Annotated in this window: 26 protein-coding genes; 1 reads left to right on the forward strand and 25 read right to left on the reverse strand. The window is 37.7% G+C overall.

The window, feature by feature from the left end:
* Window positions 1-2: 2 nt before the first annotated feature.
* A complete protein-coding gene (locus ACIQYS_RS10885; protein WP_402979081.1) occupies window positions 3-335 on the reverse strand; it encodes a nucleotide pyrophosphohydrolase in 333 nt (110 codons plus the stop codon).
* A 107-nt stretch (window positions 336-442) separates the two neighbouring features.
* Between ACIQYS_RS10885 and ACIQYS_RS10890 the strand changes: the two genes are divergently transcribed.
* Window positions 443-1,312, forward strand: a complete 870-nt coding sequence (locus tag ACIQYS_RS10890) for a YitT family protein (RefSeq protein WP_402979084.1) — start codon at window positions 443-445, stop codon at window positions 1,310-1,312.
* Window positions 1,313-1,409: 97 nt separating this feature from the next.
* Here ACIQYS_RS10890 and ACIQYS_RS10895 read toward each other — a convergent pair whose 3' ends face one another.
* The 24 genes from ACIQYS_RS10895 to spoIVA all read right to left on the reverse strand — a co-directional run bounded on the left by ACIQYS_RS10895 (window position 1,410) and on the right by spoIVA (window position 23,340).
* On the reverse strand, window positions 1,410-2,093 hold the full coding sequence (locus tag ACIQYS_RS10895; protein WP_402979087.1) for a zinc metallopeptidase: 684 nt from the start codon (window positions 2,091-2,093) through the stop codon (window positions 1,410-1,412).
* Between the two features lie 57 nt (window positions 2,094-2,150).
* On the reverse strand, window positions 2,151-2,747 hold the full coding sequence (gene lhaT / locus ACIQYS_RS10900) for a lipoprotein heptaprenylglyceryl N-acetyltransferase LhaT (RefSeq protein ID WP_402979090.1): 597 nt from the start codon (window positions 2,745-2,747) through the stop codon (window positions 2,151-2,153).
* 187 nt (window positions 2,748-2,934) lie between these two features.
* Window positions 2,935-3,717: a menaquinol-cytochrome c reductase cytochrome b/c subunit gene (locus tag ACIQYS_RS10905; protein WP_402979093.1), complete on the reverse strand. Its 783-nt coding sequence runs from the start codon at window positions 3,715-3,717 to the stop codon at window positions 2,935-2,937.
* Between the two features lie 42 nt (window positions 3,718-3,759).
* A complete protein-coding gene (qcrB, locus tag ACIQYS_RS10910; RefSeq protein ID WP_402979096.1) occupies window positions 3,760-4,434 on the reverse strand; it encodes a menaquinol-cytochrome c reductase cytochrome b subunit in 675 nt (224 codons plus the stop codon).
* A gap of 21 nt (window positions 4,435-4,455) precedes the next feature.
* Complete coding sequence (locus ACIQYS_RS10915) at window positions 4,456-4,959, reverse strand: QcrA and Rieske domain-containing protein (protein ID WP_402979099.1); 504 nt, start codon at window positions 4,957-4,959, stop codon at window positions 4,456-4,458.
* 158 nt (window positions 4,960-5,117) lie between these two features.
* Window positions 5,118-5,564: a DUF2487 family protein gene (locus ACIQYS_RS10920; protein ID WP_402979102.1), complete on the reverse strand. Its 447-nt coding sequence runs from the start codon at window positions 5,562-5,564 to the stop codon at window positions 5,118-5,120.
* A gap of 12 nt (window positions 5,565-5,576) precedes the next feature.
* On the reverse strand, window positions 5,577-6,128 hold the full coding sequence (locus tag ACIQYS_RS10925) for a ReoY family proteolytic degradation factor (RefSeq protein WP_402979105.1): 552 nt from the start codon (window positions 6,126-6,128) through the stop codon (window positions 5,577-5,579).
* 20 nt (window positions 6,129-6,148) lie between these two features.
* The gene (locus tag ACIQYS_RS10930) at window positions 6,149-7,393 is read right to left on the reverse strand and encodes a tetratricopeptide repeat protein (protein ID WP_402979108.1); all 1,245 of its coding nucleotides are present in this window, start codon (window positions 7,391-7,393) and stop codon (window positions 6,149-6,151) included.
* Window positions 7,394-8,066: 673 nt separating this feature from the next.
* Window positions 8,067-9,758 carry a methyl-accepting chemotaxis protein gene (locus tag ACIQYS_RS10935; RefSeq protein WP_402979111.1) on the reverse strand — a complete coding sequence of 564 codons (1,692 nt, stop codon included), beginning with the start codon at window positions 9,756-9,758 and terminating at the stop codon, window positions 8,067-8,069.
* Window positions 9,759-10,132: 374 nt separating this feature from the next.
* On the reverse strand, window positions 10,133-11,425 hold the full coding sequence (aroA, locus tag ACIQYS_RS10940) for a 3-phosphoshikimate 1-carboxyvinyltransferase (protein ID WP_402979114.1): 1,293 nt from the start codon (window positions 11,423-11,425) through the stop codon (window positions 10,133-10,135).
* A gap of 13 nt (window positions 11,426-11,438) precedes the next feature.
* Entirely contained in the window at window positions 11,439-12,539 is a 1,101-nt protein-coding gene (locus ACIQYS_RS10945) for a prephenate dehydrogenase (RefSeq protein WP_402979117.1), read from the reverse strand.
* Window positions 12,539-13,639 carry a histidinol-phosphate transaminase gene (gene hisC / locus ACIQYS_RS10950; RefSeq protein WP_402979120.1) on the reverse strand — a complete coding sequence of 367 codons (1,101 nt, stop codon included), beginning with the start codon at window positions 13,637-13,639 and terminating at the stop codon, window positions 12,539-12,541. Before hisC ends, ACIQYS_RS10945 begins: the two co-directional genes overlap by 1 nt.
* A 24-nt stretch (window positions 13,640-13,663) precedes the next feature.
* A complete protein-coding gene (aroH, locus tag ACIQYS_RS10955) occupies window positions 13,664-14,026 on the reverse strand; it encodes a chorismate mutase (RefSeq protein ID WP_402979123.1) in 363 nt (120 codons plus the stop codon).
* Window positions 14,027-15,115 (reverse strand): 3-dehydroquinate synthase, encoded by a 1,089-nt coding sequence (gene aroB, locus ACIQYS_RS10960; RefSeq protein ID WP_402979126.1) that lies wholly within the window; start codon window positions 15,113-15,115, stop codon window positions 14,027-14,029.
* 3 nt (window positions 15,116-15,118) lie between these two features.
* Window positions 15,119-16,300, reverse strand: coding sequence for a chorismate synthase (gene aroC, locus ACIQYS_RS10965; RefSeq protein ID WP_402979129.1), 1,182 nt, complete (start codon window positions 16,298-16,300; stop codon window positions 15,119-15,121).
* A 99-nt stretch (window positions 16,301-16,399) separates the two neighbouring features.
* On the reverse strand, window positions 16,400-17,170 hold the full coding sequence (locus ACIQYS_RS10970; protein WP_402979132.1) for a CheR family methyltransferase: 771 nt from the start codon (window positions 17,168-17,170) through the stop codon (window positions 16,400-16,402).
* A 166-nt stretch (window positions 17,171-17,336) separates the two neighbouring features.
* Entirely contained in the window at window positions 17,337-17,783 is a 447-nt protein-coding gene (gene ndk, locus ACIQYS_RS10975; protein WP_142537214.1) for a nucleoside-diphosphate kinase, read from the reverse strand.
* Between the two features lie 82 nt (window positions 17,784-17,865).
* Window positions 17,866-18,840: a heptaprenyl diphosphate synthase component II gene (hepT, locus tag ACIQYS_RS10980; RefSeq protein ID WP_402979135.1), complete on the reverse strand. Its 975-nt coding sequence runs from the start codon at window positions 18,838-18,840 to the stop codon at window positions 17,866-17,868.
* A gap of 20 nt (window positions 18,841-18,860) precedes the next feature.
* On the reverse strand, window positions 18,861-19,565 hold the full coding sequence (locus ACIQYS_RS10985) for a demethylmenaquinone methyltransferase (RefSeq protein WP_402979138.1): 705 nt from the start codon (window positions 19,563-19,565) through the stop codon (window positions 18,861-18,863).
* Window positions 19,566-19,568: 3 nt separating this feature from the next.
* Window positions 19,569-20,330: a heptaprenyl diphosphate synthase component 1 gene (locus ACIQYS_RS10990; RefSeq protein WP_402979141.1), complete on the reverse strand. Its 762-nt coding sequence runs from the start codon at window positions 20,328-20,330 to the stop codon at window positions 19,569-19,571.
* A gap of 49 nt (window positions 20,331-20,379) precedes the next feature.
* Window positions 20,380-20,601, reverse strand: coding sequence for a trp RNA-binding attenuation protein MtrB (gene mtrB, locus ACIQYS_RS10995; protein ID WP_402979144.1), 222 nt, complete (start codon window positions 20,599-20,601; stop codon window positions 20,380-20,382).
* Between the two features lie 67 nt (window positions 20,602-20,668).
* Window positions 20,669-21,238 (reverse strand): GTP cyclohydrolase I FolE, encoded by a 570-nt coding sequence (gene folE, locus ACIQYS_RS11000; protein WP_402979147.1) that lies wholly within the window; start codon window positions 21,236-21,238, stop codon window positions 20,669-20,671.
* A gap of 178 nt (window positions 21,239-21,416) precedes the next feature.
* Entirely contained in the window at window positions 21,417-21,689 is a 273-nt protein-coding gene (locus ACIQYS_RS11005) for an HU family DNA-binding protein (RefSeq protein WP_093273151.1), read from the reverse strand.
* Between the two features lie 172 nt (window positions 21,690-21,861).
* Window positions 21,862-23,340: a stage IV sporulation protein A gene (gene spoIVA / locus ACIQYS_RS11010; protein WP_402979150.1), complete on the reverse strand. Its 1,479-nt coding sequence runs from the start codon at window positions 23,338-23,340 to the stop codon at window positions 21,862-21,864.
* Window positions 23,341-23,529 lie beyond the last annotated feature (189 nt).

Below are 23,529 nucleotides of genomic sequence, written 5' to 3' on the forward strand. Positions count from 1 at the left end.
AGTTAGTCCTCCTTCTTTGTCCATCGATCTTTATCACGTGTATTGAATTTATGTAAAACATTCTGCAAAGCGGTTTGTAAATCAATACCTTCTGCGTTTGCCATACATATCAATACAAAAAAGAAATCTCCCATTTCCTCCGCCAGTTCTTTTTCTACTTCTGTATGCTTCTTTTTCTTCATGCCATACTTATGTTGAACCTCTCGTGAAAGTTCTCCTAGTTCTTCTGTTAGTCTTGCTAACATTTCCATCGGAGGAAAGTATCCTTCTTTATATTGTTTTATGTAAGAGTCTACTTCTTGTTGTAGTTCAAATAATGTTTTATTTTTCGACATGTTTCTCACTCTCCTCTCTTCATCGTAATAAATTTAGACACCAGTTGTCAAAAGCAATCAAATAAAAGATAATAACTTTAGTATGAACTATAAAAAGAGGTGGAACAATGGGGCTTGGCTTAAAAATTAAAAATATCATCATGATCGTAATAGGATCCGCTATTTATAGTTTCGGGTTTGTTCATTTTAATATGCAAAATGAGCTTGGTGAAGGCGGTTTTGCAGGAATTACGTTAATATTATATTTCGTTTTTAAATGGGATGTAGCATTAATGAATCTTCTATTAAATATTCCGATGTTCATTATTGGATGGAAGCTATTAGGTAGAAAGGTATTTATGTATACAATAATCGGTACAGTTTCCGTTTCTGTGTTTTTGAAAATCTTTCATCTTTATGAAATACAAATCGGATTACAGGATGATATGTTTCTTGTTTCTTTATTTGCAGGGGTTTTTGTCGGAGTCGGATTAGGTATTATTTTCAGGTTCGGCGGGACTACGGGTGGTGTGGATATTATCGCAAGACTTGGACAAAAGTATCTTGGCTGGAGTATGGGGAAAACGATGTTCATGTTCGATGCGTGTGTCATTTTACTTTCCTGGCTCACATTTTTAGATATTCGGTCGGTGATGTATACACTAGTGGCAGTTTTTGTCGGAGCACGTGTAATCGATTTTGTACAGGAAGGTGGTTATGCGGCGCGTGGAGCATTTATCATCTCTGAACATCAAGACGCCATTGCAAACCGTATAACGAACGAAATGGACCGTGGAGTGACTGTATTAAAAGGTTATGGTCATTATACGAAGAAGGAACGCGAAATTTTATATTGTGTTATTGCTAAAAATGAAATAGTTCGTCTCAAATCGATTATTACAGCGGTTGATCCGCATGCTTTTGTATCGGTCACGGAAACGAATGATGTAATGGGCGAAGGATTCACACTCGACGACGAGAAAAAACCAATTGATTAAACGGTAAAAAATATGTGCTTACAATAAGAAAAGTGCATTATAAAAAGGATTGTCCTATGTCATAGAGATTGGACAATCCTTTTTTGCATGTCTTATTTTATTCGTCTCTACTAGTCATACCTGTGTAGATTAATACTAAACGTAATAACTCGAGAACTGCGACTGCAGTAGCTGCAACATATGTTAAAGCGGCAGCGCTCAATACTTTCTTCGCATGACGCTCCTCTTCGTTACGAATAATGCCTAACGAAACCATTTGGTTCATGGCACGGCTTGAAGCGTTAAATTCTACAGGAAGGGTAACGATTTGGAACACGACACCAACTGCAAGTAACGCAATACCTAATAGTAACATTTGAGTCATATAAGCAAATATACCAATCATGACAAAGATCCATGATGCGTTAGACGAAATATTCGCAATAGGTACTAGCTTATGGCGTAATGTTAAAAAGGAATACGCTTCTTTATGTTGAATTGCATGTCCTACCTCATGTGCTGCAATAGCGGATCCTGCAACGGAAGCCTCATGATAGTTATGTGAAGACAATGCAACAATTTTAGTCATTGGGTTGTAATGATCGCTTAAAAAACCACTACTTTCAACTACTTTTACTTCATATAATCCATTTGCATCTAAAATAGTTCTTGCTACTTGTGCACCAGTCATACCTGAAGTTGAGCGTACTTTTGAATATTTTTTATATGTGCTTTTTACTTTCATTTGTGCATATAACGGCAATAACAAAATTATCGCAAAATAGATGATATAAGAAACCATCAAACATTTCCCCCTTTCTAATCTATACTTTTATTCTAATGGGTAAACGACTTGCAATCAACTAATTCGATTTGACCTTTTTTGATATACTATCAATGCTATACTAATACATGCAATCGATAACCAAAATGTAAAGTAGCCAATTTGAGCCGCATATTTATCCAGACTGCTATAAACAGGCATTTGACCAAATACATAGTCAATCACATCATTATGCAATGTCCAAACTGATGCGATAAAAATATGTACAAATTTAAACTTGTAATTAGGAATATACAGAACAGCTTGTAACGCCATCGCAAAATGTGATGCAACGAGCATCCAACCCATCCATCCAAGATAATCATTTTCCACATAAGTCCAAATGTTCATGACTACTGCCCAGACACCATACTTGACTAACGTAATGAGCGCAAGTGCCTCGATTAACTTCCAATTTTTCTTCCATAGCCACCCAAGTAATGCAATCGTAAAAAACAAACTTGCTGTTGGGCTATCCGGAACAAACAGTAGAAATTTAGGTTCCGTATTAGAAAGTTGGCTTTCATACCAATAGTATCCGTATATCGTCCCTACTAAATTCACGATAAACAATAACCACATAAACGACTTATTAAAGAGCACTAACTTCACATACGTTTTCATCTCTTTCATAGAAACGCTCCTTCGTAGGTAAATAAGAATGGGCTCAAGCGCCTTCGTTTGCGACGAGCAGTGCGCAGGTACAAGGCGCTGGAGCTGGATCGATACTTAGTAAAAAAGTTTATACTTTCTTTCCTTTAAAAAAAAGAGAGTCAGTTTCCCGACTCTCTTTACTTTTATTTATATCTAGGTTTGTGAATTATTTTTCCGTTGGTTGTAGCGTTGTAATAAACTCTGCTAGTTTATGAAGCTCTTCTTCCGTTCCTTGGTATGTACCACCTGGCATACCACCACGACCTTCATGTGCGATTGTAACGATTTCATCAGCAGTTAAATCTACACCTACTAGAGGTAGACCTAAACCGCCTTCAAATGCATTACCATGACAACCGATACAAGATGACGCTTGATACAGCTGGTAACCTTCCGAAGTTTCATCAAATTCTACTGAAACTTCTTCTTTAATTTTACCGTATTCTGCAGCAGCTTTCCAGTCATGGTTAACAACAGATTCCCAAGTTAAGAAAATCATTGCAGCAAGCGCTAGAAGCATAAATCCTGTTGGTAACGGACGTTTCCATGGACTTCTTTCTTTGCTTGTATCTAAGAATGGAACTAATAAAAGTGCTCCGAAAGCTAAACCTGGCATGATGATTGCCCCGATTATGTTAAAAGGACCTGAAGCAAACTCATATTTTAATAACTGGTATAAAAATAAGAAATACCAGTCTGGAACTGGAATATAGCCTGTGTCCGATGGATCAGCTGGACGTTCCAGTGGAGACGGATGTGCAACAGTTAATACTAGATAACCTACTAAGAAAACAGCACCGACTAACCATTCTTTCAGTAAAAAGTCAGGCCAGAAAGCTTCTGTTTTACCTGGATACTCAGAATAGTCTTTCGGAGTTTTCTTTGGGCGTATAGAAGGATCTGTTACACGTGAATCTCCAACAAATTTCATACCTTTTCCCTTATGCATAATGTCCCCTCCTTATTAAGAATTATCCGTACCACTTACCCATTATAGCGGTCCAGAAATACCTTGACGACGAATCATGATAAAGTGTGCCGCAAGTAAACCGAATAATGCAGCTGGTAAGAAGAACACATGAATCGCAAAGAATCTTGTTAATGTTTGTGCACCGATGATTACTTCATCACCAGCAAGTAACGTTTTAATCATTCCACCGATAAATGGAACTGATCCAGCAATTTCAATACCTACTTTTGTTGCGAACAATGCTTTCATGTCCCAAGGTAGTAAGTATCCCGTAAATCCTAAACCTAACATAACAGCGAAGATTAATACTCCGACCATCCAGTTTAGTTCACGAGGTTTTTTATAAGAACCAGTAAAGAATACACGTAATGTATGTAAGAACATCATAACAATAACAAGTGACGCTCCCCAGTGATGCATCCCACGCACGATTTCACCGAATGCTACTTCATTTTGAAGATAGTAAACAGATTCCCATGCATTTTCAATATCTGGTACGTAATACATAGTTAAGAACATACCGGATAGAATTTGAATAACTGTGATGAAGAATGTTAGTCCTCCGAAACAATAAACAAATGCAGAGAAATGGTGTGCAGGGTTTACGTGTTCTGGTACTTCGTGGTCTGCAATATCACGCCAAATAGGTGTAATATCTAGACGTTCATCCACCCAATCATAGATTTTATTAAGCACTGATGTCGTACCCCCTTACTTTTAAACTAATGTGTTAGGTATAGCTTTTCCAATTTCTAAGAAACCGTCATTCTCACGGACTTCAAATTGATCCAATGGACCTTGAGGTGGTGTTTTTGGAACATTCTGTCCGTTTTTCTCATAACGACCTGCGTGACATGGACAAAAGAATTGATTTTTGTGAGCTGGGTCAGCTTCCCAGTTTACAGTACAACCTAAGTGTTTACATACAGGAGAAAGTGCGATAATCTGATCTCCTTCTTTATAAACCCATGCTGCATTTGTTACGTCAGACTTGTACCACGCATCCACTTGTTCATAAGTGAAATCTACACGCTCGGGAACTTCTGTAATATCGGCAATTTTCTTATCCGTTAATACGAAATCTCCACCTTCTTTTTTCTGCAATACAGGATCAATTGCAAAACGTACCATAGGCATAAGCATTCCTGCTGCCATGAAACCGCCAACACCTGTTAGTGTATAACTCAAGAATTGACGTCTTGATACTTTATTGTTACTCATCCTTTTCCCCCCTCTTACTTAAAGGTCAGTCCAATGGACATACTTGCTTGAAATAATAATACTAGGACATATCCATGATATATCAATAAAAAAGGAAGGTCAATATTCCTTTGACATGAATTATGAACTTTGTGAACATTTCTTGCCACATTTTGTCACTAATTCGCCCATTTTTTTGTGAAAATTGGAACTAGTTGTCGTAGTTGATCTTCTAACACTGAATTTCTTATTTTTTGATCCATTGATTCTAGTGGAACAGATGGTGTCCAGATGACATCATGTTCTTCGCTCATCGTACTCCATTCACGATCGGAAGTAACGAAAAATATGTATTTAAAATCCGCTTTTGCAAGTTCTTCTTTCCATATTTCTAGTAATGACTGCTTGTCCTGACCTGCTGTATAAGAGAAGGAAGGAAATAAAACAATCCTTCCTTTAAATTGATTTTCAATTAGATTGGCCAACGATAACGTAAAATCCGCTGCCGATGCAGCAAATGGAAATCCATGCTCCGAACCATCTATGATAATTAATGGGATGACTGCTGTATCTATATATTCTTTTTGTGCTTGAAAAACTGCACTATCTTTTCCGTTCCAATGCATGGTTAATCTCTCCTAATTTCCTCTATGTTGTAGTTGTTTCCATAATGCTGAAAGCTCCAGAAACTTTTCTTTGTTATTTTCATCAATCGCTTGATCAATTTGTTTTTTTAATTGTTCTACTTGAAATGAATGAAGACTTTCCGCTAACATATCCTCCGCGATTCGTTTATCCTTTTCACTAATATGCAAATACTTTGGCATAAAAGGATTTTCTTCTAGTACTGCTAAGTACTCGGGGCTTGGTGGGAGCGTTTGAAAGTTCAATTGAATGTACATGTCTTCTTCTGGATGTAATCGTAAATCATGAAATGACTTTTCTGCATCCGCCGTCATCACACTACCCTTATAAAAGCGAAAAGGAATGCCAGATGATGTGGTAACCGACATAATCATCGCTCTCGGACAGTAGTGTGCTTCCTCTACAAAATGTACGTTATTCAACAATGTTTCGTGACTTATTAAGTAATTCAAAATCCAGACGCATTCTCTTCTTTTCATTTGATACTTTTTTAAAAACCAACGAACAAATTCTTTTTTCTCGCCAACTGAAACAGAAGCAGTCACGTAACCTCTCCTTCCTATTTTTATTCCAATAACTCGAACCATGTACTATTCTCAGGCTGTAACTTTTGCAATATCGTTACTACTTCTAATGCTTCGTCTCGTTTCCCTTCTTCTAGCAGGAAATAGACGTATTGTTCTAAAAATGCAGCATCCTCTTTATGTTCAGTATATGCTAGTTTATAAAATGCATATGCTTTTTCATACAATTCTAAACGCTCATATGCTGCTGCTATAAATGGATACATAGAAGACCACTCAAAGTGTTGTTGTTTCAACGTTTCATACAGTTCGATTAACGCTCCATCCATCTCTTCAGTTGAATATAAAGAGGAAAGAATAAAAATGGCATCCATATATTCTGGATCCAGTGCAATGGCTTCGCGTAAGAAGGATTCTGCTTCTTTCACTCTTCCCAATTTAAGCGAAATTTTACCTGCAAATAAATAATATTCTTTCTCAAATTCATCTCGGGCAATACCATCCGTTATTGCTTTTAATGCCTCTTCATTTTTTTCTAGCATCGCATACGTTTCTGCCAGCAGCATATAACCTGAAAAATAATCCGGATCGATTTCCAGTAAGCTTTCTAGATGCTTCACTGCTGTTTCATAATGCTGTACTTGGAAGGAAGCATATGCCGCGTGGAATAAAACATCTGGTGCCACTTCCTTTTGCAATGCTTCTGCATAGTATGGAATCGCTTCTTCATACGCCGCTCCAGCACTATAAATCTCCGCGAGCTTTAATGATAAGTCAACAGCTGGAATAGCATCTTTCACCGGGATTAAGTCTTCCATTATTCTAGCGGCTTCTAAATATCTACCAGTTTCAAATAGTAGTTCCCCTTTGGCGTAAAGAAGTAATGGCTCATTTGGCATAATGCCGATTGCTTCATTAATTTTTTGCTCAGCTACTTCATGTAGTCCAATCATTTGATAATAGTCAGCTAATGTAAGTAGTGCTTGTGGGTAGGCATCACTCGATTTGTCGACTGAAGTAAGTAATTCTAATGCTGCATCTTCTTTATCCATTTCTAGATAAAGCTGCGCCTGATCAATTTTTAATTGATTTTCTTCTGGGAATAAATAGTGCAAATGATCTAATAATTGTACCGCTTCTTGTAAAAACCCATATTGGGCTAATAAGTCCGCAAGTTCGTATTGTTCATCAGGGTTTCCTTCTAGTAAAAAAGCATCTAACTGCGCTCCTAGTTTTTCTAAGTCCCCTTCTTCCATTGCTCGGATAAAAGGCATCATTTTTTCCATATCATCACCATACTTTCTCTATGTCTTTATCGTACAAGAACATTTGGTTATGAACAAGAAAAATACTCTCCAATTTGATGGAGAGCTTGAAAAAAGTGTTATCCAAATAAATAATCTATTTCTATCTTGGACAATCTAGCGAAAAAGTCGAAGATTCGTAGAGAACTTGGACGATCTCTACAGAAAGTTGGACAATCTTTTATGAAACCTGGACAACACCTTCCTATAGTTGGACAATCTAGCGAAAAAGTCGAAGATTCGTAGAGGGCTTGGACGATCTCTCCACAAAGTTGGACAATCTTTTATGAAACCTGGACAACACCTTCCAATAGTTGGACAATCTAGCGAAAAAGTCGAAGATTCGTAGAGCACTTGGACGATCTCTCCACAAAGTTGGACAATCTTTTATGAAAACTGAACAACACCTTCCAATAGATGGACAATCTAGCTTCAAAGTTAGTGGTTGCCGCATAATGTAGCCAAACCGAATGTACTTAACACTAATTAACCAGTACAACTTTTTGAATATAAGCTAATTAATTTAACTTCTATCAGTTGAATTTCCTTATTTTGTATTTTGTTATATATCATCTTTTTTTAAAATGAAAAAGAAGTAACCGCCCCCTCTCGCAAAGGTTTAACGGTTACTTCAACATAACTTAGTTTAGAATAATTAAAGTTTGAATTGATTTACTATAACTTGTAAATCCTCTGCCATTTTAGATAAACTGGTAGCAGAAGCTGTAATTTCTTCCATAGAAGCAAGTTGCTCTTCCGAAGCGGAAGCTACGTTTTGTGTATTAGAAGCAGAGTTTTGGGCAATAATTGCCATTTCTTCGATCGAGGCGTTCACCTCTTCTACGCTTGCGGACATTTCTTCGGAAATAGCGGAAACCTCTTGAATTTGAGCGGTAACTTGTTCAATGGAAAGTAAAATCTTCTCAAAACGTATTCCGGTTTCATCTACGATTACTTTGCCGGTCGCTACTTCTTTCGTACCGATTTCCATTACGTTTACCGCTTCGGTGGTATCTTTTTGGATTTGGTTTATTATACCTGCTATTTGGTCTGCTGAGTCTCTAGACTGTTCTGCAAGTTTACGAACTTCATCCGCCACTACTGCAAATCCTTGTCCATGTTCTCCAGCACGAGCGGCTTCTATTGCTGCATTAAGAGCCAATAAATTTGTTTGGTCAGCTATACCGGTAATAACTGCAATAATCTTGCCAATTTCCTGAGAGTGATTACCTAATTTTTTTATGCCCGAAGCAGAATCTGCTACAGCTTTGTGAATCGCGTCCATTTGATGAATCATTTGTTGAAGTGATTCATTCCCCAAGTTAGCTTCTCTATTTGTTTCGATTGCTGATTCGGAAACAGTGGATGAGGTTTCTGCTACTTGTTGAATGCCAATAGCCATTTCTCTCATAGCTTCGGAAGATTCATTTGCATTCATAACTTGTGTCTCTGAACCACTAGCGATATCTTGGATAGATGATGCAATTTGTTCGGTTGCTTGGGATGTCTGCTCGGCGCTTGCGGTTAGTTCCTCTGCGGACGATGCTACATGATTTGAGTTCATACTAACTTGTTCAATTACCGTCCGAAGATTTTCAGCCATAAGATTAAAAGAACCAACTAAATCACCAATTTCATCTTGGTTTTTCACTTTTACCATATTACCAGAAAGATCCCCATCCGCCATTTTTTTAGCCGAATTGGCCAATGCAATAACTGGGTTGGAAATAAGACGCCCCATAATTAGTGCTGTGGCGATTCCAGCTAGAATTGCAATAATTCCTATAGCTAAAACTAGCTTGATTGTATTTTTTACCTTTATCGTGTTGTTAGCACTACCTTCGACTAATAAATCATTTTGAAAGTTTGAAAGTTTAGCTACCGACGCGTCAAGTTGGGCTACAATATCTCTTCCTTCCGAAGAAACAAGTGCCTCATATTCCGTATTTTTATTCTGCTTTTTTAGATTGAACACCTTCTCTGTGAACTGTGCATACTCATCTTGAATCTTGTTGATATCTTCTAACATCTCAATTGCTACTGGAATTTTAAACTTAGAAAATAAGGCATTATATGCTTCATTAAAATTAGAAAAAGCGGTAGTATAGTCTTGGAGTGATCGATCATCCCCTAAGATTAAATACCCTCGCATCGCAATTATTTCTTGTTTGGCAGCCACTTGCAACGCCTTAATTTCAACTGCTTTCATTGCTTTATCTTCTACTAAATCAGTATATGAATTATTCACAGCTGTAATTTGGCTGTAGCTAATACCAATCATAATGACTAATAATAGTAGAACTGCTGAAAATCCACTAAGCAGTTTTTTGTTAATCGTCCATTTCATAGAAAAACACCTCAACACTTTTTATTATTATTATTCAAATCATTCAAACCTACTGTATATTAGTTATGTCTAAAGTAGGGAAAATGCACCTATATAAAGTTAGCACAAAGGACTAGAAAAGGGAAGTTCCTTTACAATTTTTTAATAAAAAAACTAGTAAATAAGTATTAATTTAGACACAATTGCTAAAATTTGTGGTGATCACAGACAAGTTGATTCCTTCAAAACCTCATGTCTAAGTCATTATTCCAAAATCAAAACTACTCTCAGTTGCTGTTCTATCCATCACATTTTATCTACCAACCTTGCCAGCCAGTTTCTAAAATAAAAAAACAGACCTAGGAACGACTCCAACTCGCTCCTAGGTCTTTTTTTTATTTACTGATTCGCACACTGTCCAATTGTTCAAAGAAGTTTGGATAGGAAACCGATATACAAGCTGGATCATCGAGCGTTACAGCACTTGAAGTAATAAGCGCTGCAATTGCGCCCATCATGCCGATACGATGGTCACCATATGTCTTCAAGTCGCCACCATTTAGAGCAGTCGGCCCTTCAATAATCATCCCGTCGTCTGTAGCGGTAATATTCGCTCCGAGCTTCTTTAGCTCATTTACGACTGCATCGATTCGGTTTGTTTCTTTTACTTTTAGTTCTTCTGCGTTTTTAATGACTGTTTTTCCTTTAGCTTGTGTTGCGAGTAAAGCAATGATTGGAATTTCGTCAATAAGTCGAGGTATTGTATCTCCGCCAATTACTGTGCTTTTTAGTGAAGAGGCCTCGATTTCAATTGTTCCCATTTCTTCATGGCTATTATTTTGGGAATCATTGATCGACAAACTCGCTCCCATCGCTTGCAGGACGTCGATTATACCTGTTCTCGTTTCGTTTAGACCAACATTCGTTAATATTAGCTTACTATTTGGGACAATTGCTCCTGCAACTAAAAAGAATGCTGCGGACGAAATATCTCCTGGTACAACTACATGCGTTCCGGTAAGTTTTTGTCCACCTTGCAGTCGAATCTTTTTGTTCTCGACTTTAATCTCTGCTCCAAAATGTTGTAGCATTTTTTCGGTGTGATCACGGGAAGTTTCCATTTCTTCCACAACTGTTTCACCTTCTGCGTGTAATGCAGCGAGTAAAATGGCAGATTTCACTTGTGCACTTGCTACTGGCATTTTGTAGTGGATAGACGAAAGTTTCGTACCTTCCACGGCTATTGGTGTAAATTGAGCATTATCTCTACCAATAAAATGCGCTCCCATTTGTTTTAGCGGTGCAGTTACCCTTTTCATCGGACGTTTCTGGATAGACTCATCCCCGATTAAAACAGACGAAACATTGGAACCAGCTAAAATGCCGAGCATAAGTCTAGTCGTTGTTCCCGAGTTCCCTGTATACAAAATTTCACTCGGTTCCTGCCATGCACTAATTCCATCACTTTTAATATGGACGTTTTCCCCGTCTACTGATATTTCAATCCCTAGCTTTCGGAAGCAGTCAATCGTTGCTAAGCAATCGTCACTTTGTAAAAATCCCTCTACAGTAGTTGTTCCTTCAGCGATTGACCCAAACATAATGGAGCGATGGGATACAGACTTATCTCCAGGAATTCGCAAGACGCCTTGTAAGGAAGGCTGTGCATAATCTAATATTTTTCCCATAATGATTACCCTCCTAAGAAATATACGTTTCAAATGTTGTATTTTTGGCGATGCATGCGACTGCTTTTGCCCGATCCTCTATCGTTTGAAAACTAATGACCAAAATACCAAAAACATCTACACGAGTTTCGACAATTCTCAAGTTTGTAATACTAATACGGTCTTTTGCCAGATAGCCCGTAATTTCTGAAATAACCCCGGGATAGTCAGGAACATCCACATACAAGTCATATACAGTGAACATCGCACCCTGTGCGGTAATCGGCAGTTCATCTCGCACTTGTTTGGCCGTTTGAAAATAGTTTTCAATATCCTCTTCATCTGCATGAAGCAATAGATTTTGAAGCTTAATCATCTCTTCTGTCCACATTTGCAACTGGTTACTAAGTTCTTGTCGATTTTGAACTGTAATGTCTCGCCACATAATTGGATTCGATGAAGCGATTCTGGTTAAATCGCGAAACCCACCTGCAGCAAGTTGCTTCGTGAAAGGATATTGTTCATTTTCACCTGCAAGTTGATGTACTAAGGAAGCTGCAACTAAGTGCGGAAAATGACTGACTACAGCTGTCATATGATCATGCTCTTTTGCATTCACTTGTACGATCTTTGCCTTTGTCACTTGCAGTAAGTCTGTAAGTATATTTACTTCTTCTTGATTTTCGTTTGGAAATGGGGTGAGCAAATAATACGCATTTTCAAATAAATGCGCTCTAGCTGCTTCTACCCCACTTTTATGCGAGCCGGCCATTGGATGACCACCGATGAATGTAATACCTTGTTCTTTTAGCGAAAGTGCCGCTTTCATAATTTCACTTTTTGTACTACCCGTATCTGTTACAATGACTTGTTCCTTCAGTTGCCAGTTTGCCAACTCGTTCATCAACGAAAGCGTTTCATTTACAGGAGTGGCGAATATAATAATATCTGCAAACCCTGCAGCGTCTTTTATATGAACTGCCATCTCATCGATGACACCAATTCTTTTTGCTGTTCGAAGAGCATGAGTATTCGCGTCATACCCAATAATCTTTACATCATTATTTCTTTTTAAGCCCAGCGCTAATGAGCCACCTATTAAGCCAAGCCCTATGATGAAAACTGTTTGTTTCATTACAATACGCCTTCCTCGTGTAAAACTTCATCTAATTTTTGTAATAGCTCTGTATTTTGTTCTTCCGTACCTATTGTAATTCGAAGGTATCCCGGTTTGCCTAGAGCATTTCCGCTACGAACGATAAATCCACGTTTCATCAATCCTTGGAACACTATATCACTATCTGCTTTCACTTCCATCAACACAAAGTTCGTGTGTGAAGGATAGAAATGGAGATTGCGTTCTGCACAGTATGCTTCATATTGTGCTTTTCCAGCATTATTTTTTTCCTTACATGATTCGATAAATGATTGGTCTTCCAATCCAATAATTGCGACTTCTTGACTTAGCACTGTGTTATTAAATGGTTCGCGCGTTGGCTCTAATTGGCTAATGACTTCTTCTGAACCGATCGTATACCCTACACGGAAACTAGCTAAGCCGTATGCTTTAGAGAAAGTACGCATGATTAATACGTTTGGGTGTTTGTCTAATAAATGAATCGAGTCTTCATATGTTTCATCTGTTATGTATTCTGTATAAGCTTCGTCTAGCACGATTAATACATCATTCGGTACTTTTTCAACGAATGCTTTAATTTTATCGCTAGTAATAAGTGTTCCAGTTGGATTATTCGGATTACAAACCCATACGATTGCTGTATTTTCATCGACCGCTTCCGCCATTTTATCTAAATCATGTTCGCCGTTTGGAAGTAATGGAACCGTACGAACTTCTGCTCCCTCTACAATCGCATTATGCTTGTATTGTCCAAATGTTAAATCTGCAACTACTGTATTTAAACCTGGTTGTAAGAGTGCTCTCGATACGATTAATATATTGTCGTCTGAACCATTTCCAAAAAGTAATTGTTTTTCTGAAACGTTCACGTGTTTTGCTACAGCTGTACGGAGCTTCGATGCATAGCCATCTGGGTAAATAGCATAGTCGATACTTACACTTTCTAAATAAGCTTTTACATTGGGAGATGCTCCGTAAGGATTCTCATTGGATGCAAGTTTTGTTACTTTGTCTAAGTTGAACATTTTTTTTACTTCGTCTGTAGTTTTTCCTGGTTGGTATGCTTGTAAGCCAGCAATTTGTTTTTTGAATTTCATCTCAAAGATCCTCATTTCTTTTCGTTATTTTACTAAGTCGGGTCTTAATGTAACAGCATTATTTAAATAGATATGTTGGATATCTCGTTGCGCTTTATTTGTATTAATATGCATTAAAAGCCTGACACACTTTTCTAGTGCGTTCGGAACATCCATTTCATGTGTACACATTACGGGAACATATGCCCATCCTTCTAAGCTTCTCACTGCTCTTGCAGGGAATGCGGATGTAATATCTGTCGTCGTTGAAATGATGACTGATGCTATGTCTTCTGGCTGTACATCATTTGCCTTAGCCATTTCTTGTACAAGACGCGCAGTTTCTTGCAATACTTCTTCATTTGAATCGGCTTTTACGGTTGTTGCGCCTCTTACTCCCCTAATCATCTACATTCCCTCCTTTATCCACTTTCTCAATCTCTCATCACAAATTAGCACGTCGCTCATCGAAATCACTTGTACAAATGGTTCTCCAATTTCTTGAAGTAATGCAAAATGGAGTTCCCCATTAGTTGTTTTTTTGTCTTTTAACATAAATTCCGCTAGTCTCTTAAACGGACAATTAAGTACATGCCCAAAATTGTAGCCTAGTCTAATAGCAAGTTCATATACTTTTTTGGCATAACCTTTTTCTACATTTCCATGTATTTCACTTAACATTAAAGCAGGGATCATTCCGATCATCACTGCTTCACCATGCGTAATTTTCCCGTAACCAATGGTAGCTTCGATCGCATGTCCATATGTATGGCCAAAATTTAAGTATTTTCGGAACGATTGCTCTTTCTCATCGAGTTCCACAATATTCGCTTTGACCCGAATCCCTTTTTCAATCCATTGTAATAATGTTTCTTTGTCGATAGATTCGATGTTTGGTAATGCAAAAAATTCATTCACCCATTCTACATTACTAATCAGCGCATGTTTAATCACTTCTGCTAGTCCCGAACGAACTTCCATTGCTGGTAAAGTAGCTAAAAAATGAAAATCATAAATGACCGCTTGTGGTTGATAAAAAGCTCCAATCATATTCTTCCCATTCGGATGATTAATGGCCGTCTTTCCACCAACTGCACTATCATGCGCTAAAATGGTCGTCGGTATTTGATAAAATGGAATGCCTCGCATAAAAGTAGCTGCAACAAATCCTGTCAAATCCCCTACTGCTCCCCCACCTAAAGCAAATAAAACAGAATTTCTAGAACAACTTTGCTGCAATAAAAATGTTTGAACAGCAAAATACGACTCGAACGTTTTACACGCTTCTCCATTTGGCACTATATATACTTTAAATGGGAATGCAAAATGCTCGCGAACATATTCTTCATGTAAAGTCCAAACATGTTCGTCCGTTATAATCACTAACTGATCCGCTTTTTCGAGTGCGGTTTTATATTGAACACAAAACTCCTGTAATATATTTTCTCCTAAATGCACTTCATACGAAGCATCGGTTGTTTTTACTGGGATATTCACGACTTAAAACCCCTTTGTATAAGCTCGATGTCTTTCTATTTCTGCTTTTAATGAATCCATTTTGTCTCCGTTAAATGTATCTAATACTGCTTGCGCAATTTCCCATGCAATTACGGCTTCGGCAACGACAGAAGCCGCTGGTACTGCACAGCTATCGGATCGTTCAATACTTGCTTTAAACGGTTCCTTTGTATCGATATCAACGCTTTGTAATGGCTTATAAAGGGTTGGAATTGGTTTCATAACACCTCGTACTACGATTGGCATTCCTGTCGACATACCGCCTTCTAGACCTCCCAGACGATTCGTATCACGTGTATATCCTTCTTCTTCACTCCAAGCAATTTGGTCATGGACTTGACTTCCAAATAAATTCGCCATTTCAAACCCTAATCCAATTTCTACACCTTTAAATGCATTAATACTCATCATAGCCATTGCCAGTTTCGCATCTAATTTACGATCGTAATGAACGTAGCTCCCTACACCTGCAGGCATTCCTGAAATGATTACTTCTACGATACCACCGATTGTATCTCCCGCTTTTTTCGCATGATCAATCGCTTCAACCATTTTTTCTGAAGCTTCAGAATCCAAACAATAGACTGGGTCAGCTTCGACAATTTCACGAATCTCTTCCATCGTTTTGCCGGTTGCTAAATCTAAATTCGCTTCAATTCCACCAATTTTCGTTACATGGGCAACGATAGAAATTCCTAACTCGCCTAATAATTGTTTTGCCACTGCTCCTACAGCAACTCGTACAGTCGTTTCACGTGCAGAAGAACGCTCTAAAACGTTGCGTAAATCACGATGACCGTATTTCATCCCTCCGACTAAATCTGCATGCCCTGGACGAGGTCTTGTAATTTGTCGTTTAATATCATCTGGATCTATTTCTTCACTTAACGGTTCAATGCCCATAATATTCGTCCAATGTTTCCAATCATCGTTATTTACGACAAGACAAACCGGAGATCCTAATGATTTTCCGTGACGAACGCCTGCAGTAATGGCTACTGTATCCTTTTCAATCTGCATTCTTCTGCCGCGACCATGGCCGCCTTGGCGACGTTTCAATTCTTTATTTATCTGATCACTCGTAATTTCTAATTGGGCTGGTAACCCTTCAATAATTGCTGTAAGTTGTGGTCCATGTGACTCACCGGCTGTTAAATAACGCACAACACTTTCCCCCTTCAACTCGCTAAAGTATTTATATTCCACTATAACATAAAATCTATTTCAAAGTATAGAAGAAAACTGTCTATTTTCTTAGACAGTTTATTTCTTCCTATAAAAAAATGTGTCTTCCGTTTCAAACCCATATTTCCCTGGATTGAAAATCTGTTCTGTACTACCGACGAATAAAATGCCACCCGGCTTGAGGGAGTTACTAAAGTTTTGATATATTTGATCTTTCGCTTCTTCCGTAAAATAAATCATCACGTTTCGACAAATAATTAAATCAAAATTCTTATCATATGTATCCTTTAACAAATTATGTTTTTTAAATGTAACCGTCTTTTTTATTGCATCGTCCACTTTATAAAAGGCAGCTTGTTTCTCGAAATATTTCGACTTCATATTAACCGGAACTTCTGCAAGCGAACGCTCTGGATAAATACCCACTCTCGCACGCCCGATTGCATTTTCATCTAAATCTGTCGCAAGAATAGAGATTTGTGAAAGTGATTGATGGTTGGATAGCACCATGGCAGTCGTATAAGGCTCTTCCCCAGTTGAACAAGCAGCACTCCATATTTTTAAGCGGTTGTTCTCTGCAAGTAGTTTAGGAAATATTTTTTGTTCTAAAACATCCCATCGTTTTGCATTTCGATAAAATTCGGAGACATTAATCGTCATTCTATCTAAAAACTCATTCAATAAATCTCTGTCTTTGTCTAATGCTTGAAAGAAATCGACAAAGCTTTTAAATCCTTTTTTTTCATATAATGAAGTAAGGCGTCGTTTCATTTGTGCTTCTTTATATGCAGCAAGATCAATTCCTGTTTTTCGTTTTACGGAATCTACAAATTTAATATAATCTGGCAACTGACATCGTTCCTTTCTAAAGACCTATATCTAGTATATCGCAATCCGATCATTTAGAATATAGAAAAAGACAGACAAATGTGAACACTTGTCTGCCTTTTTAATTTAATTAATGTCTAGCTACACCGCCTTGCCCCGACAGACATAGGCGGTTCTGCATTTCATTTTAGTTAATCCAGTTGTTAGCGTCTTTTGCGTATGCTACTAGTTCTTCTTGTTTGAAGAATAGACCGATTTCGCGTTCAGCGCTTTCTGGTGAGTCAGAACCGTGGATAATGTTTTTACCAACAGTTACTGCGAAGTCTCCACGGATTGTTCCTGGAGCTGATTCTTTAGGGTTTGTAGCACCCATCATAAGACGAGCTGTTGAAATAACATTTTCCCCTTCCCAAACCATTGCGAAAACTGGACCAGAAGTGATGAATTCTACTAATTCACCGAAGAATGGGCGTTCTTTATGTTCGCCGTAATGTTGTTCTGCTAATTCAGTTGGAATTTGCATTAATTTTGCTCCAACTAATTGATATCCTTTTTTCTCAAAACGACTTACGATTTCACCGATTAAGTTACGTTGTACGCCATCAGGTTTTACCATTAAAAATGTTTTTTCCATAATTAACACTCCTCAAATATATATAATGGGATAAATTTTCTCCACCGTTAAAAATAGTATCACTAAGCACTATTATTTTCAATCAAAACTTACGTTTACTCATAAACAACGCGATATTTTGCAAAGATTTTTTAGCAGAATTCGCAGGTAATTGTTTCACTTCGTTTAATGCTTTTTGTAAATATAAATTACTTACTTGTTTTGCCTTCGTAATGCCATCCGAATTTCGTATTTCCTTTAATAGTTTTTGTTGATCGGCAGCAGAAATAGTTCCTTCAAACATAGCATGAAGTAATGGGGCAACAGCAGGCTCATTTTTTGCATAAAGTACAGGTAATGTAATGTTCCCTTGTAATAAGTCACTTCCTGCCGGTTTGCCTAATTGTTCATCTGTCGAAACAAAGTCTAATATATCATCTATAATTTGGAATGACATCCCAACATAATAGCCAAATAGCTTTAAATGCCTTACCGTTTTTGCATCCGTCCCAGACGCAATAGCACCTAGCTCGCAACTTGCAGAGATTAAGATAGCGGTTTTCCGCTTTATTCTTCTCAAATAATCTCGCACTGTTTGGTTTAACAAACGCTTATCTTCGACTTGAATAATCTCACCAATGCAAAGTTCGATCATCGTGTGAGATAACACTTCATGTGCATATGTATTTTGTACTTCTGTTATGTATTCTATTGCTTTGGCAAACAGAAAATCGCCCGTATACATTGCGACACGATTATTCCACTGCGCTTTGACCGTTTCCCTACCTCTTCTTGTTTCCGCATCGTCTATGACATCGTCATGCACGAGGGACGCCATATGTATAAGTTCTACCGGAACAGCCACATTTTTAATAGATTCAATTGAATAATTTCCGAACTTCGCTGCAAGTAGAACAAAAACGGGACGAATTCGTTTTCCTCCAGCGAGAAGTAAATGAAGAGAGGCTTCATTCAATAAGTGAGAGGAAGAATTCACAGCTACTGTTAGCTCTTTTTCTATGACTTCTAAATCCGATTTTAAATCGGAATAAAGTAATTTCAACTTCATCTTATCCACAGATCCAAACCTTCTCCCACTTAAATATCTTTTTTGAAACCAATATGTCTTGCCGCTGCACCGCCACTATACGGTTTACTCGTTACATGTATCATGTCAACTTGTTCAAATAAATTCGTAAGTTCCGCTCTATTTGGAAAGTCTTTAGCAGACTCTTGTAACCACGAATACTCTTTATAGCTTTTCGCAAATAATTTACCAAACATCGGCATAATATAACGAAAATATAGACGAAATCCCACATTGAATAGTTTTGAGTCTGGTTGTGATGTTTCTAGACAAACAATCATTCCACCTGGTTTTGCCACGCGATTCATCTCGCTAAGTACTTTTTTGTAATCGGGCACATTTCGAAGACCAAAACCAATGGTGACATAATCGAATGTGTTGTCTTCAAAAGGTAATTCCATGGCATTGCCTTGCAATAATTCAATTTGAGGAATATTTTTAACTTTTTCTTTCCCGACATTCAACATATTTTGGCTGAAATCTAGTCCTTTTACTTTGCCAGTCGGTCCAGTTGCTTCTGCTAATGCAATCGTCCAGTCTGCGGTACCACAGCATACATCTAATGCTGAGCTCCCTGGTTTCACTCGCATTGCTTTCATTGTGTCACTACGCCATATTTTATGTTGTTGAAAACTGATGACAGAGTTCATCGAATCATAATTATCTGAGATTTTTTCAAACACTTCATGTACATGTTGCTCTTTTGATTTTTCCACCGTTTAACCTTCTCTCAACTGCGTTTCCAGCGAACATTTAGTTACCCGTTCAATTATTGCTTGTTTTACATGTTCTTTTAATAATTCCGAAGAACGAACGTCTTGTATTAAACCATTTTCTATTTTTTTGATCTCTGCTTGAAGTAAGTTTACATTCGATTTAAGGACGGATGACTTATCGATATATAAAGTAACTTCCTTTTGTTCGTATGCAGCAATCTCTTTTTTCAATGATGCTAGTAATAACGCTTCTTTCATAAAAAATACATATTCATGAAAAGAATAGTATTCCATAAATTGTTCAATCGGCTTACTTTCAATCAGTTGAATGGACCCAATTTGTTGTTCATACGTATAGTTTTGCTGATCGTAAAATCTCGTTTTATGTTCGGTAATAGATGTGACACATTCTGACAACTGTCGTATTAAATCTATCTTTTTATCTTTTGCTAACAGTTGATAGTATTTCCCACTGTAATAATCTCCTGCTAGTACTTGTAATTGCTGTTCTCTCGACGTTGCATTTTGTTCTTTCACTAAATCATGTGCAGCAAGTGCCGAGAAAATAAGAGAAATGGCAAAAACAGAAATTCTTTCTGATTCGTTCCAATCTTCCCCATTGAGTAGTGGTAAAAGTGTAAAAAACAAACGTTCTTCGTCAATGATAGGAGTCCCTGTATGGTTTAACAAAGTACTTTGCCGAATTTGCATGAGAATATCGCTTTTATATTGTTTTACCTGTTGTGTGATCATAGCTTCGTTCATACACTTTACTCCATTTCCCAACCGCGCTTACTTTACTTTTGTAGGTCTTTTATTTTTTAGATTCACTTTGTATAATACCGTTTGCTGTGTGAACAGATGCTTTTCCTCTAATTTTCATCGCGGAAGTATGCTCTGTAAACTGAGCAATCATTACTTCACCTGTATCTAGTTTTTCAGAATGATGGAACTTCGTATCTGTGCCCCGAGTAAGCCCAATAACATGCACACCATCTTCTTCTGCTTTTATAACGATAAAATCTGAACTAGACATTTTTTAATCTCCTTTACCGAACAGTCTTTTTCCATCATACCATATTCTAAAACTTTCTCCAAAGCAGTTACTTCATCTGTATAAAAGACAATATTTCGGAGCGTTTTACTTCGTCTGTTTCCAAAACTCCTTTAGCTACCGCCGTTACTGTTTTTGCACCTGGTTTTTTAATCCCGCGCATCGTCATACACATATGTTCTGCCTCAATAACAACGTATACACCATGTGGGTTTAACATTTCCATTATATCTTCTGCAATACTAGATGTAATTCTTTCTTGTAATTGCGGACGTCTTGCGGTTGTTTCCACTGCTCTTGCTAATTTGCTTAATCCAGTTACGACTCCATCTCGTGGAATATATGCTACATGTGCTTTCCCGTAAAAAGGAACAAGATGATGTTCACACATGGAATAGAAAGGAATATCTTTTACTAACACGAGTTCTTCGTGATCTTCGTTAAATACGGTTTTAAAATATTCTTTTGGATCTTGATGTAAGCCTTCAAACATTTCCGCATACATTTTAGAAACCCGTTTCGGTGTTTCGAGTAGTCCTTCTCTTTCTGGATCTTCACCGACTGCTTCCAAAATCATTTTTACTGCTTCTTCTATTTTTTTCAGATCGACATTCGCCATCTGTTAACCCCCTAGACCAAACTATATATACCATTAGCATCTTAGCATACGTATCGAATATAATAAATATTTTTAACTATGTATCCCGATAAATTCTTTTATTCTTACTAACCAATTGAAAAGAACGGCTACTATGAAGCAAGCTTCACAGTAACCGTTCTATGTACTACAACATCAGTTATTTAACTGCGTCTTTAAGTGCTTTACCTGGTTTAAAAGCAGGCACCTTGCTAGCAGCGATGTCGATTTCTTCACCTGTTTGAGGGTTACGTCCTTTACGTGCTGCACGTTCACGAACCTCAAAGTTACCAAAGCCGATTAATTGAACTTTACCTCCATCTGCAAGAGCAGCTTGAATTGATTCAAATACAGCTTCAACAGCTTTAGATGCGTCTTTTTTAGAAAGTTCTGCAGCTTCCGCAACAGCGTTTACTAATTCTGTTTTATTCATACCATTCACCTCCTCTCAAAGGAAGATAGCTTTAACTCTTTAAAAAGAGTATCACAACCGAAATGGCTTCGCAACACTATTTACACGTGTTTAGGGAAGATTCCTTAAAAAAACGTGAATTTCATAAAATAACAGGACTTTTCGCATAGTCGCGAAAAGCCCTGTATCAGATTTACAGTATGAATGTTACCATTCCTCGATCGCCTTCGTTTACCATTCGTTCGATTGTTTGACGCATTCTGTTCTTCGCAACTGCCGAAACACTTTCTGTTTTATAACGCAAGCTTTCTTTCATCACTTCAACTAAGGAAGTACCGAAAACTTGTGTTTGCCATAATGCATCTCGGTCGTGTAAATATCCGTGCTTTAAATCTTTTAATAATTGCTGGCTATGAAATTCGGAGCCAATGAGCGGTGCAAATTCTGCTTCCATATCCACACGAATAATGTGAAGCGAAGCGGCTTTTGCTTTTAGGCTAACTCCGTAAAAGTTATTTTGTTTTATAATTTCCGGTGCAGAAGGTTGAAAATCTTGAATGGTTGGGAGAGATACACCATAGCCATGAACTCTTGCAGCTTCTAATGCTTCCGAAAATTTATTGTATGCTTTTTTCGCAGTAGACGCATCTTTGACGAATAAAAGCCAATCTTTTTTGGATTGAATCGGTTCTTCTAACCACTCATCGCATACTTCTTGGAATACCTCAGGTTTCAAACCAATTTGAATACAAGCAGATCCACGGCCGGGATTTGCTTCAATGACTTCAGCTGATTGAATAAATGGAACTTGTTTAAATCTTGCAGCAAGTTCTTTTACATCTTTCATTTTGGACACAATTTGTAACCACTCGTGTAAAGAAGAAGTGATGGCATTATTCACAAAGTGATCTGGTTCCAGTACATCTGTCCAATCCGGTTTTACAACTTCTATATCGGTAATCGGAAATTCATAAAGTGCCTGTTGGAGTATGTACTGAATTTCCTCCGCAGTCATTCGGTCAACAGCTACTGCGATTACTGGCACTTCATGTTTTTTCTGTAATTCTTCACATAATTGAATCGTATCAATATGACCAGGAGTTTTGCTATTTAATACAATGACAAATGGTTTACCAATTCCTTTTAACTGCGAGATTATTTGTTCTTCTGCTTGTTCCGCTGCTTTTCGCGGAATATTATTTACTGTGCCATCCGTCGTTACAACTATTCCAATCGTTGAATGATCACGAATTACTTTGTCTGTCCCAATTCGAGCAGCTTCTTCGAATGGAATTGCTTCACTATGCCAAGGGGTGTGTACTAGTTTCTGTCCGTCTTCTCCAGAACCAGTGTTAATCCCATCGATCATGTAGCCTACACAATCCACTAATCGAATCTGCAATCGTAATTGATCTTCTCCTAGATGAATATTCGTTCCATGTGCCGGGACAAATTTCGGTTCTGCGGTCATAATGACGTTACCTGGAGAACTTTGCGGAAGCTCATCTTGCGCTCGTATTCTTTCCGCTTCATCTTGAATATTCGGAATGACAACGAGCTCCATTACTCGTTTGACAAAAGTAGATTTACCTACCCTAACTGGACCTACAACACCAATATACACATCTCCATTAGTTCGCTCTGCTATTTGTTCATAAAGTTGATTTGACATGGATAGTCTCCTTTCTTCGCAATCTAATATATGTAGCAAAAAAACGTTTCATGCATAAAGCATAAAACGTTTTTCTGGGTATTGATTATCGTTGCATTTAGGCAGTATAGGGATAATGCTCACTAAAAAGCTCGTTTAAGTTTCCGCTATGATTTCCGCTGCTGGGCGGACTCTTTCCGCTTCAATCAA

Origin of the sequence: Psychrobacillus sp. NPDC096426 (assembly GCF_044762745.1) — a bacterium.
GTDB lineage: Bacteria > Bacillota > Bacilli > Bacillales_A > Planococcaceae > Psychrobacillus.